The 12,139-nt window shown below is 59.3% G+C and carries 12 protein-coding genes and 1 pseudogene; 1 reads left to right on the top strand and 12 read right to left on the bottom strand.

Translation table 11 applies throughout. The features are described 5' to 3' along the window. Positions 1–101: 101 nt before the first annotated feature. From AC3WJU_RS00065 to AC3WJU_RS00010, 12 genes and pseudogenes are all read right to left on the bottom strand, one after another. A complete protein-coding gene (locus AC3WJU_RS00065; RefSeq protein ID WP_492258860.1) occupies positions 102–416 on the bottom strand; it encodes a DUF2283 domain-containing protein in 315 nt (104 codons plus the stop codon). A 20-nt stretch (positions 417–436) separates the two neighbouring features. Continuing rightward, positions 437–673: a DUF4258 domain-containing protein gene (locus AC3WJU_RS00060; RefSeq protein ID WP_492258859.1), complete on the bottom strand. Its 237-nt coding sequence runs from the start codon at positions 671–673 to the stop codon at positions 437–439. Further along, positions 670–1,080, bottom strand: coding sequence for a DUF6941 family protein (locus AC3WJU_RS00055; protein ID WP_492258858.1), 411 nt, complete (start codon positions 1,078–1,080; stop codon positions 670–672). Before AC3WJU_RS00055 ends, AC3WJU_RS00060 begins: the two co-directional genes overlap by 4 nt. A gap of 80 nt (positions 1,081–1,160) precedes the next feature. Continuing rightward, positions 1,161–1,436: a hypothetical protein gene (locus AC3WJU_RS00050; protein WP_492258857.1), complete on the bottom strand. Its 276-nt coding sequence runs from the start codon at positions 1,434–1,436 to the stop codon at positions 1,161–1,163. Between the two features lie 235 nt (positions 1,437–1,671). Continuing rightward, positions 1,672–1,983, bottom strand: coding sequence for a hypothetical protein (locus tag AC3WJU_RS00045; RefSeq protein ID WP_492258856.1), 312 nt, complete (start codon positions 1,981–1,983; stop codon positions 1,672–1,674). A 237-nt stretch (positions 1,984–2,220) separates the two neighbouring features. Further along, a complete protein-coding gene (locus AC3WJU_RS00040) occupies positions 2,221–3,549 on the bottom strand; it encodes a phage major capsid protein (protein WP_492258855.1) in 1,329 nt (442 codons plus the stop codon). A 181-nt stretch (positions 3,550–3,730) separates the two neighbouring features. Further along, on the bottom strand, positions 3,731–4,030 hold the full coding sequence (locus tag AC3WJU_RS00035; RefSeq protein ID WP_492258854.1) for a hypothetical protein: 300 nt from the start codon (positions 4,028–4,030) through the stop codon (positions 3,731–3,733). Between the two features lie 34 nt (positions 4,031–4,064). Further along, on the bottom strand, positions 4,065–4,655 hold the full coding sequence (locus tag AC3WJU_RS00030; RefSeq protein ID WP_492258853.1) for a hypothetical protein: 591 nt from the start codon (positions 4,653–4,655) through the stop codon (positions 4,065–4,067). A gap of 327 nt (positions 4,656–4,982) precedes the next feature. After that, positions 4,983–5,297, bottom strand: a complete 315-nt coding sequence (locus AC3WJU_RS00025) for a hypothetical protein (RefSeq protein ID WP_492258852.1) — start codon at positions 5,295–5,297, stop codon at positions 4,983–4,985. Positions 5,298–6,412: 1,115 nt separating this feature from the next. After that, positions 6,413–6,691 (bottom strand): hypothetical protein, encoded by a 279-nt coding sequence (locus AC3WJU_RS00020; protein WP_492258851.1) that lies wholly within the window; start codon positions 6,689–6,691, stop codon positions 6,413–6,415. Between the two features lie 189 nt (positions 6,692–6,880). Continuing rightward, complete coding sequence (locus tag AC3WJU_RS00015; protein WP_492258850.1) at positions 6,881–8,290, bottom strand: recombinase family protein; 1,410 nt, start codon at positions 8,288–8,290, stop codon at positions 6,881–6,883. A 36-nt stretch (positions 8,291–8,326) separates the two neighbouring features. Then, positions 8,327–9,307 (bottom strand): annotated as a pseudogene (locus AC3WJU_RS00010) (TadA family conjugal transfer-associated ATPase); the annotation flags it as partial. A gap of 561 nt (positions 9,308–9,868) precedes the next feature. Between AC3WJU_RS00010 and AC3WJU_RS00005 the strand changes: the two are divergent. Beyond that, a partial coding sequence (locus tag AC3WJU_RS00005) for a polysaccharide deacetylase family protein (protein WP_492258849.1) occupies positions 9,869–12,139 on the top strand: 2,271 nt, incomplete at its 3' end.

Raw genomic sequence — 12,139 nt, 5'->3', positions numbered from 1 at the left:
GACAGTTGTCGGCAACTGAGACCGATGTCGGCTTTGTGCGGGGAGTCCCGGGGAACGCAAAACCCCCGGCTCCGTCGAGGAGCCGGGGGTTTGGGACGATTTCAGGCGAGCACGAGCGCTTTTGAACCCGTCGAAACGGTGTCGCTGTCGCGGCCACTCGTGAAGCTTATGAAGCCGGACACGCTCGGACGTACCAACCGGAGCAGTTCAACTACCTCAGAGTGGACGTGAAACTCCGTGTGGAGTCGTGTGAACGGGATTTCCGCCGAAAGTTCAAGCACCTCTACACCAACGACGATGTTGTACTCATCAAGATCCAGGAGGATCGCATCGGTAACTTCAACCGTTCGTACTACCTTGTTCTTGCTCAGTTCGATGTAGGCGGCGTCTGCTTCGCGATCGATACGAACGCTCATTGTTGGATTCACGGGATTTGTCATCCTCCTTTTACAAACACAGTCTTAACTTTAACGGTCGCACTGTCTTGCATGTTCCCGACTATGCAGACCTGAAGCGTATCACCGCTTGCTGTCTCCCCGATGTAACAAGTTCCACTCGATTTTGCAGGCAGCGACGTGTGGTGGTCGTAGAGTACAGCTTCGGCTTCATCCCGGCTTATACCCCGCTCCTCCAGCCGTTCAAGCGCGTGGCGGGTCCAGATGATCCTGGTCACGACTTCGGTTCATCTACCTGAACTTCAAAGGCAAGTCGCCGTTGCCGTTCGCCGTCAACATGAATAAGTACCTCGTACAGCCCTGCGGTAAGGAGCGGAATCTGCAGAGTCACCGCAAAAAGCAACCCAACTTTGCCTGCGTACGGTCTCATGCCAGGTGCGGCCTCCAGTTCCACATCGACCCCGATGTTAAACTCTTTGCCGGGCGGTAACACTTCGATTCGAAGCGGCACACTCTGTACGGTATGCGGCGCGCGTAGCCGACCTGCCACGGATAACATGTGCGTCGTTGGAAGCGTGTCCGTATGCACGAAGGTGTAGCTAGCACCTACGACCGTTAGCTTGTTGTCGCTCACCTGCGCAAAGTCCGCGACGAATGCGTAGTCCAATCTTGTCTTTTGCTCCACGCCCACAGCCTATCGCCGGAGTCTTAAGCCTGTGGTTCGCGACTCGGGCGTCGAGGCCGTGAAGATTGAGGATACGTCACTCAGATTTTCGAGGAGTCGTACTCCACGTACTCACCTTGTTGCCCCTGGGTGACGACGCGCGTCCTGCAACGCTTGTCGGCAGGCACAGCGTAATACGAGTTGCCATTCCACCAGCCTCGCAGTTCTTGGAGTGTGATTAGAGCGCCATTGGTGGCGTCAGAGGCGATCTGTACGACCACCCAGTCCAGTTCGGTGACCGTTCTCGGGTCAGGGAGCACGAACGCTGGACGCGCCTTCTCTTTTGGCTCTTCTGCGAGTGATTCAAAACCGTTCAAAATGACTCCTCCGATAACTCAAGACTGCCAGAGCCAACAGTATTGGCCCTGCTGCGTTTTGTCTGGGGCGGACACGCCTACGAATCCGGAACAGCTTCGACACACAGGGAGACCCGCACCGGGACGGAAGACGGCGCGGGTCTCCCTGTGTTGGCGCTGGCAGGTCAACGGCCCGAAATGAGAAAACCTCGCCGCCATCGCTCCGACTCTTGTGAGAGTGCGTAATCGGAGACGTTCACGCCAAGCCTTCCTTTGAAGCAGTCACGGCCTTGTTGCCCTTGCGGCGTGCCCCAGGCTGGGCCTGTACTTCCGCAGCGGCAGCGCGGCCATTCGCGGCCTCGGCTTCCAACAGCAAATACCATTTCGGTTTTGCTTCGCCCATTAGGTACGTGAGTTCGCCCAATTCCGGGTGTTCCGGGTTGACGACGTGCACGACATCCTCAAACACCGGATTGGCGGCATACTCGGCGTCCGCGAACTGCAATGGCTCGACGGGCTGGCGACGGCCACCCCAAGGGAACGTTCCGCCCAGATTGTAATCAGTCATGGTCTCTCCTTATCGGTACTGTTGCGCCCAAGGCGGCAAAGCCTCTCCGGTTACGAATGTCACGGCAACGCCGTTCGGGTCCGTCAAATGCATGACGTGGAGGGCATCAATTCTGGGCGTTGGAACCGCGTCCGCTGGAAGCGGCAAACGCGAATCTGCCGCTTCCACGTAATCGTTGTCCTCAAATGACCCGTAGTTGTAATTCAATGCCGCGCCGAAAGGCGCACCCATAACCATTTACGGAGTTCCGATCAGAGCCTTGTAGACCGCGAATGCGCTGGACCTTGCAGGGGCAATGTCCCCGCGCCAATGCATTACGAATCCGACAATGCCCTGTTCGCCGTAGCGCTGGTCCAGACGCTGCAAAGTGAAATCGAGCCGCTGCCCAATTAGGAGCTGGCTCCAGTCGCCCACGAACGCATCGGCAGCCGTCAGGGTCGCTGTGCCTTGCGTGTAAGCGCTGGCAACCTGATTTGTCGGAATGAACGGAAGATCCCGCAAATCGGTCTGCATCTTATCGAGCGGCCTGAGCTGGGAATCGGTCATCTTCGCGTAGGTCTGCAAAAGCTTGGTCGGCAAAAGCATCGCCGTAGGCTGCTCATTCAAGTTTTCCACGGCATAGTCAAGGTCGATCAATTCGTTGAACCGCGTTGGCGCGAGACCATTCGCGTTACCGGTGCCAAGCACATTCGCAGCACGGACTGCAAGCAATGTAGCTGCCACACCGCGAGGATTCGGCCCGCTGGGCAGGTTGATCCCGGCCCAACCATTCGCAGTCACAATGCCGCCATACAAAGCAAGGTAGTCCAATTGCAAGGCCATTTTCTTGGCAATCTCCTGCTGGACCAATTGCTCGCCGTTGATCGAGTCCTGTAGCCATTCCATCGACACCTGCACGAGGATGGACATGGTTTTGGCTTGAAGCGTTACGTTATCCATGGCGAAGTCACTGGGACTTATTGTTGAACCCTCAGTCCTAAACGCTGCCGTGGCATCGCCGGTAACTCGACCGATATTCACGATTTGCGCATTCATCGGGACAATTTGCGCCCCGGCTTTCACAACGGCGCTGTAGTTGCGGGCAAGGTCAATTACGTCCGTAGCCCAGTCGGCAGGGACGACAGCGGACGTTCCAGAATCCGTAATGGTACGGACCATGTTCGCGAGCGAGCCGCCATAAACGCCCTTCACCGTCTCGTCGGTCGCTTTACGCGCGGCTGCTGCCTCACGCACAAGGGGGTGATTGCCGAACGCCTCGCCACGAGCTACGACGGCGGGAACGTCGGGGCGGTCCCGCAGCACGAACCTGGGGCCGGACGTGCGCTTTCCGGTTGCGGGCTGCACACGGCTGGAAGCGGCTGGAACGGCCCCGGCGCGGCCAGTCGCGCTATAGTCCCCATCCCCGCCGCTGTAGGCGCGAGGGGTGGCATCCAATTCTTTATCGAGCGCTGACATTTCGGTGCGAAGCGCGGTAATGCGAACCATGTTGGGCGCATCTTGGGAACGGAGTTCGGCCAGTTCGTCGGCAATGGCATTGCGACGGGCAAGAATCTCTTGAGCGGTCATTTTGGTTTGGCTCCTAAGCCTAAAGCGGGCCTTTGCCCGTAGTGGAACGGCGCGGCCCAAATTGAGGCGGCGTCTTACTCTTCCAAAGACAGGCGAAGTGTCTTGGCCCTGCAAATAGGCTGTCACAGAGTGCGGTTACCCGGAATCTCCGTGAGTGCCTAATGAACAGTTTACCGGATAATCATTCCTCGACCGAACGAGCAACCGCGCCCGGAAGACTGATATTCGACAACTTAAAGATTCGATCTTCCTCTTTCTGTTCGTCCACCAGCTCAGCGAGCTTGGCCTCGCTCCGTCGAATACCGGCGTCAATGGCAGCAATGTCCGTCCTCACCTTGATTGCCCTTTCCACGAATTCCGCGCCGCCCGCTTTAGCAAGCCTCCCGAATTGTGCCAAGGCATCATTCAGCGCGGCCTTGCGCGCCGTCTGGACAGCAAGTAATTCCTGTTCGCGCGCAATGAGTTCTCGAATGGTAGTCATTTTTCTTCTCCTAATCGGTTTTGACAACGTAGCGTCAGCGTTTGGTCACTTTGTCAGGTGGGTATGTGTAGGGCAGATGATCGTCATGGCCTAATGTGTTGGGCGAGCCGAACGGGCCGCCGAACTCAGCGTCAATCTCCGCCTGGGCGGCTGCAATCTCATCCTCAGCGCTCCGCGTCCCCGAAATGCGCGCGGGGGCCAGAATCGCCCTGAGTTCAGCCATGGCTTGGGTGATAAGCCGGTAATGCGCCGGGGCCAAATGCACGCGCCCGTCAGCGATCACCTTGTCAACGATTCTCGCCGCTGACATCGCCTGAGATTCAAGGCGTGCGCATTCCTTCGTCCAGATGCCAGCCCGCACGGCCAGCGCGTCAATTTCAGCCTCAACAGCGGACTCCGTGGACTCGGGCGCGGGTCCGCGCTCAACCACGGGCGGATCATCAGCCGGGAACGCCGGGAACGCCGCACTGACAACCGCAAGCCCTGGTCTCGCCGGGACAAACGGCATGCCGTCCACCTTCGCCCGGCGACGGCGCTGCGCCTCGGAATGGCCCGCACGGCAAGTCTCACAGCGGCAGTTGTGATGCCGGTAGCCGCTCGCGCCGTGCTTGAATGCATCGCTCATTTTGATTACTCCCTTCGTTTTGTCCCCACACCCGCCCTACAGGATTTTTCGCCCTACAAAGCGGAGAAATTCGGGAAGACTGCGCGGTCGTCCGTCCTTCCTCCATATAAAAAACGGCGTTCTGCATACCGGTGGTGTGTCCCCCTCGTGTGGGCGGTAGTCCCCTGGACGGCGTCGGCGTCCCAAGGGCACTGCTGCCCCGTAGACGCATTGAGGGTGCCTTCATGTGTGCTTGCCTATGCGCGGTGCGGCGGCGCTGTCCGTGCCCTGCTTCTGGGCTAATGACAGCCACGTAATTCACCTCCTCTTGGGCGTGTGCGTCCATGGTCATGCCTCGGGCATCCATGGTCGCCACGCTGGTGCGTCGTCGTGTGTTTGCCAGTCGTCAGGCCAGCCTTGACGGATAAGCGGAATGGGCGTGTACGGTCCGGCGTCCAAGGTGAAAGCGCCATCCTGGGATGCTGCCAACATCAGTTGCGCGTATCCCGGTTCGGAAACCAACGTGTGCTTTGCCCCGTCCGCGTCGGTTACGTAGATCAGCGCCACGGCCTTGCCGTAATGCAGCCCAATGCCAGCGGCTAACGCGGCGTCGATCTGCTCGATTCCATGGACGCTTGCGCGGGACGTATCTTGGCTAGTCATTTCGTCTTTCCGTTCATCGAATTGAGTTTCCCGTCGGCCCAAGGGACCGTCCTCAAGATTCTCGACAATGCATGAGGGCGGCATCGGGCCGGATCGGTAGGCGAATCCGCTGGCGCGTCACAATCCACGCAAACTCCTGCCACCGATGCTTCGCTCCGGAGCGTTGCCCGTTCAATCTGAAATGCGGGATCTCGTGACAGGCACTCATTGCAGCGATCAATGCCATGGGCAACATTCCACTCAGTGAGTCGTCCGTCACCGCACGTCCCGCAACGGTCATCAGCCTGTAATTCAGCGCGACGTTCTTCCGAAAACGGCTTAGCGTTACGCGGAGCGTTGCTCTCAGCGTTACTAGCGTTACTCTCGTGTGCGTTACGCAGAGCGTTACGCCTTCTGTCCCGAAACGCCTTCTGACGCGCGGCGGCTTGCTCCCTCTTCCGATCTAGTTCCATTGCTCCGCGCCTTCGCCTTTCGATTTTTCGTTTTCCGAAGCGGTTAAAGCTTTTCCTGTACTGGCCTGTCCTGACCTGACCTGGGTTTCGTGACGACTTTCGTGACGACTTTCGTCACTACCGGACGCACTCTCTCTCAGAACGTCGCAGTTCGTCGGCTCACAATGCGCATGGATGCCATTCCTGCAAGCGGTCTTGCGACGCTTATCGAGCCTGTCGCGTTCGGTCTTGTTTCTGACCCACGGTGGCGGTGCGTGGTTTTCCTCAAAATCCAAGACGACGTATCCGCCCCCTACGGATTCCATAATCCAATCGGCTTCCACGAGTTGCGCGAGACATCCGGCAGGGTCCGAAACATCGCTGCATCGTTCCGCTTGAACCTGACTGATATACCCATCCCACGATTTGAGCCGAGAGCAGGTGCCTATCATGGCCGTTAGGTGATGTCTCGCCTCAAATGAAAGTTGGAGATATCGCGGTTGGTCAAAGAACCCGTCGTCATAGCGAATCCACGGCATCACAGCAACGCCACCATTCGCCGGGCGTTTGGGAACTTGGCGACAAGGACGGCATACTGATTATCGAATTCAGTCTGGTCCGGCTGGTTTCTTTGGAGGTCCCTACTCGTCACCGTTCCCCGAGTAGGGACTTTCTTCTTTGTTTTCATTCGGATTCGCCGCCGCCCGAACTCCTGACTACGCCGCGCACGCGTTTGATTCGCGCGGGCTGCTTTATTGGCGTGGGCCGTAAAAGCACGGCTATGCGGTCGATCTGTTCATCGGTCAACGGCGGCGCGGTTGCGACAACTTCCCGGACGTACTGATTGATCTTGGCTGCCGCGAGTTCGGCCCGAGCTTCCATGAGTTTCGCTGGATTCCCGCTACGCCTCGACTCCCGCATGACGCGGCCCCGCGCATCTGCAATGTCTTTATCAACGAACACTTTTTGTCCCTACGTTGTCAAAACCCTAAAGTTTTTTTTGACGCGGGGAGCCAACTCGTTTACGACGGAAGCAAGCTCTATTTGTGTGTCTTATACCAGCATAAATGTCGTGCACTACTGCCATGCGAGCGCATGCGAAAGCCGCCCCGGTTGAATTCCAAGGCGGCTAATTGACAACCTATTGTCAGTCTAGGATTTCCACTCGATCCGCACGCGTTCGGGATCAAACACCCGTGGCGCGGCCTTACGGATTGGATCGACAGACGGCACCATGACGGCATCAATGACGGCGCGGCGACGCTCAATACTGGCCGCTTCCCACCAAGCCCGCACATTGTCCGCAGCGGACACAGGGACCACGGAGGCGCGGGCAGCAATTGCAAGTTCCGATGCAACTACGTCGAGCTTTGCCAGTACCCGGACATTGATGGCCTCTAACTGCTTCCGCGTGATCAACCCATCCGAAAAGCTGTCGGCTGCCTCGTCCATGCGCGCCCGCAATGCGGCGGATTCACTTTGCAATAGCTGCTGCCGTTCCTGATCCACCGGCCCAGCAAGGCGGGTAATCACGCCGGGCTGATCCAGCCGGGAAATGACGAGTTCCGAGATTAGATGCTCCACAGGCTCGGCTGTCTGGAATGCGTGGCCTGGCCCGGACACAACGCACTTGTAATAGAACTTGGTTCGGCCCGTTCCCCCGGCGCGACTAGACGTTTTCATGGGCGCTCCACATTTGCCGCAGCGCAACAGACCTGCCAGCAAATGCTTGACCTTGGAATCGGACTGCATGCGCCTCGCTGGGTTGCTGATGATGGCAACGACGGCCCGCCATTCATCTTCCGTGATGATTGCCGGGAACGTGGATTTCGTCTCCATGATCTCGCCCTTGTAGGCAGTCAGACCCGCATTCGTTGGTCGCAAAAGCAGGTTCCGGACACTCGTGGAAGTCCACAGCTGCCCGCGCCTCGTCGGCACGCCGCGCGCGTTCAAGTCCTTGACGATGGAGCCGATGCTTTCGCCGTTTATCGTCGCCGCAATTGCCTTGCGGATCTCGTCGGCGTCGGCCTTCACAATGACGGGGTTGCCCGTGCCAGTGATCTTCCAGCCGTAGGGAACCGGCCCGCCGCTGAACTTCCCCGCATTCGCCAATTCGACTTTCTTCGCCACGATTCGCGCTGACTTGTGCTCACTCTCGAAACGCGCCCATGCGCCAAGCGTGCGCGCCACTGCCCGCCCTGACGCGGTGCTGAGATCCAGTTCACCAGCCTTGACGGTCTGCGTGGTGACTCCATGTTTCTCGGATACGTCGATGTAATCCTCAAGCTCCCGTGGCGAGCGGTGCAACCGGTCACTGTGCCAGCAGATAACGGCCTTTACGCGCCCTGCCGCCATTGCCTCCAAGAGTTCCCTATAAGCGGGCCGCACTTTGCCGCTGAATGCGCTGATGTCGTTGTCCGCGTATACGTGCGCAACTTCCAAGCCAAGACGCTTCGCCACGTTTCGGCAATCCTGTTCCTGCCGCTGGACGCCCAAGCCCGCGCCCTCGCCGTCTTTGGAGATCCTGCAATATATAGCTGCCCGTGCTGGCGTAGTGCTCATATGCCCATGCTACGCCGCTTGCTGTGCTTTGAGATAGTAAGCACTTGAGATGTTCCCGCCGGCCAGCAGCGGCAAGGTGCAAATCTTGGTCACGGCGTCATGGGCCGAGTTGGCGTGGACGGTGCACATGCCCGGCAAGCCCGAATTCAACGCAATCAGCATGTCCAGGCTTTCGGCTTCCCGGACCTCGCCCACCACGAGACGATCCGGCCGCATACGAAGAGCCTCTTTGACGAGCCGGCGGAGGGGAATTTCGCCTTGGCCCTCAAGGTTTGGCTGGCGACACTGAAGGCCAACGACGTCGCGTAGCGGGAAGTGAAGTTCAAAGATCTCTTCGACGGTGATGACCCGCTCGCGGGAGCCGATATTGGCTGCCAAGCAGTTGAGCATTGTGGTCTTTCCGGCCTGGGTGGCTCCTGAGACGAGAATGTTCAATCCACTGGCGACCGCGGCTCCCAGGAACCGGGCTGACTCGGGCGTCAACGTCCCCAACTCCACGAGATGCTCGAGCCGGGTTGCCTTGACCACAAATTTGCGGATATTCACGGCCCAATGGCGGCGGGTGACGTCGGGAATGACGACGTGGAGCCGAGAGCCATCGGGCAGGGCCGCATCCACAAAAGGTGAGGAGAGGTCGAGCCTCCGCCCGGAACTCTTGAGCATCCGCTCGACGAGGTCGCGAACCTGCTGCTCGGTGAGGCTGATCGAGGTAAGTTCTGATTCGCCGTTCCTGGCAACGTAAACCTCGTTGGGCGCGTTGAGCCAGACCTCTTCGATGGTGGGATCATCCAGAAGTGGCTGGATCGGCCCGAAGCCGGCAACGGCGTCGAACACGTACTTGCGCGCAGTGTCCAAGCGTCCCAAGGGAGGCAAGGGGCCCAGAAGAGCCCGCTCATCGTAATCATTCACGGCGGCCTCGACGAGCCGGTGAATTTCGACTGCTTGACTCGAAGGATCCAGTCCGCGCCGACGAATCAGCTCCCGCACTTCATCCTCGACGATGCGCAATGCTTCCATGTTCCCCCCAATGCAGCATGCGCCCAGGCGCTGCGGAAACCTTCAACCAAGTTAAGGCTAGGGGAGGTTGCGACTCCCTGCCAAGTAGATTTGGGCGGTTGTGGATAACCACGAACAGCACGGCGATTGACAAGGAGGTCCCCGGATTCAACTGAACCTGCCGCGGCTGGATTTTGCGTGGACTATCCGCGGCACGGCATGCACGAAACCGGGATGGATTTGAGGCACTACTCGAGTGTTGACGGTGACTAAATACGAGTGTTGACACCCTGATTGGCCGCTCGTAGCGTCAAGTAATCAGGCGCGCGCCATTGGCCAAAAGGCCAAGCGCCTTTTGCTGTTAAGCCATCGACGCGCAACCGGGTTAATAATAAATGAATGCCCACAATGAGTACTGGCGACCCCGAATTGTGCTGAGGGTAAAACTGCACAGAAGGTCGCACCGGTCAGGTTGCAGGCGCGACGAACGGACTTGAGATGCAAGACGGGTGCATGGTGGCCTCCCGCATTGGGCGGAGGCCCTCCTTTGAAGCTCAAAAAAACCACCGAAAAGCGTTTGCCATGGCCGCAGCCGCGCTCCTTTTGGCGACGCTCTTCAATGCGGCGCTTTTGACCCGGCCGGCCCAGGCCGCGGGTCCTCTTGTCGTCACGTTGACATTTGACGACGCCAACGCTGATCAGGTGGCTGCGGCGAACTATTTGAATTCCAAAGGAATGTTTGGGACGTTCTTCCTTCCCTCCGGTTACCTCAACGCGACCGATCCTAATGGTGGCCCGCCTCCCTACATGACGACCGCCCAGGCACTTGCACTTCAATCGGCAGGCAACGAAATTGCCGGGCACACGGTCACGCACCCCGACCTTGCCCAGATGGACGCGAACGAGGTGGCACGCCAGATATGCAATGACCGCGTCAACCTGACCACTATGGGCTTCCGGGTCACGAATTTCGCCTACCCGTTCGCCTCCGCCACTCCCGCCGTCGAGCAACAAGTCGCCAACTGCGGCTACAACAGCGCACGTGGCCTGGGCGATCTGAAAAGCAAAGCCGCCCCAACGCTGACCGAAGTTGCTGAACCGCTGCCCGTTCCTACCGCGGACCTCTTTTTCACCAAGGCGCCCGATGAGGTAGACAACACGTGGGCAGTTGCCGACATGCAGGCCGTAGTGACCCAGGCGGAGGCCGGCGGCGGATGGGTTCAATTGACTTTCCACCACTTCGACTCGGCTACAGACCCTCTAACTGTCACGACCACCAACTTCCAGGCGTACGTGAATTGGCTGGTGACGGAGCAAACGGCCGGCAGGATCGTCGTCAAGACGGTGCGCCAGGTGATGGCCGCCCAATTCCCGGATCCCGCAAATCCGGCGCTCGACCTGGATAAGCCACTCGTCAATGGGCCGGCCGCCCCGCCACCCATCACGGTCGGAAACCTGATCCAGAACCCGAGTTTGGAAACAGCAGGCCCGGTGGCCACCGGACTCCCCTATTGCTGGGCAATCGGAGCATATGGCACCAACACCCACACCTTCACCAGCGTGTCCCCGGGCCACACGGGGTCCGTTGCAGAACAGATGGTCATTTCCGGCTACGTTGACGGCGATGCCAAGCTACTGCCGACTTTGGACCTGGGCCAATGTGCGCCGAGCGCTACGCCCGGCCATATCTATCAAATGTCCGCTTGGTACACGGCGACGGCTCCGACGCAATTCGAGCTCTACTACCGAACGGGCCTTGGCACGTGGAATTACTGGACCGCAAGTCCGAACTTTGCCGCGGCAACAGCGTGGACCCAGGCCACCTGGACCTCCCCACCGGTTCCGGCAGGTGCGAGCGCAATCAGCATGGGCTTGAACCTGCTGAGCAATGGAACCCTGATAACTGATGACTACGCGCTGTACGACTCGGTTGCCGTGGCCAGCGTGTTCAAATCGATGACACCAAGCAGGCTGCTCGACACCCGTAACAGCACCCCGGTGGCGCCAGGGGGCACGGTGTCCTTCCAAGTCGGCGGCGTCAATGGCATCCCCGCGAATGTCTCGGCAGTGACCTTCAACCTCACGGTGGCCAATCCGACGTCGTTCGGCTTCGTCACGGCCTACCCATCGGGAACCGCACGGCCGAACGCCTCCAACCTGAACTACGCCACGGGACAGATCGTCCCCAACTTGGTCACGGTCCCGGTGGGTTCGGACGGGAAGGTCACCCTGTACAACCAGTCCTCGGGAACCGCGCAACTGATCGCTGACGTCTCCGGGTACTACCTCCCGGCTGCCACATCGGCTCCTGGTGAGTTCCAAGCGCTGGCGCCAAGCCGGTTCCTGGACACCCGCAACAGCACCCCGGTGGCACCGAACGGAACGGTGTCCTTCCAAGTCGGCGGGGTCAGCGGCATCCCGGCAACAGTCTCGGCCGTCACTTTCAACCTCACGGTGGCCAATCCGACGTCGTTCGGCTTCGTCACGGCGTACGCGTCCGGAACCGCCCGGCCGAACGCTTCCAACCTGAACTACGCCACGGGACAGATCGTCCCCAATAGTGTCACCGTTCCAGTGGGCGCGGACGGAAAAGTCACGCTCTACAACCAGTCCTCGGGAACCACGCAACTCATCGCGGACGTTTCCGGTTACTACCTGGCCGGCACCGCAACGGCGTCGGGAACCTTCCAACCCATCGCGCCAAACAGGTTCCTCGATACGCGGAACAGCACTCCGGTGGCACCGAACGGCACGGTGTCCTTCCAGGTCGGCGGGATCAGCGGCATCCCGGCAACAGTCTCGGCCGTCACTTTCAACCTCACGGTGGCCAATCCGACGTCGTTCGGCTTCGTC

This window comes from Arthrobacter sp. FW306-1B-F12A (genome assembly GCF_058781865.1).
The sequence above is the reverse complement of the archived record's forward strand: the minus strand, read 5'-3'. Positions and strand labels throughout refer to the sequence as shown.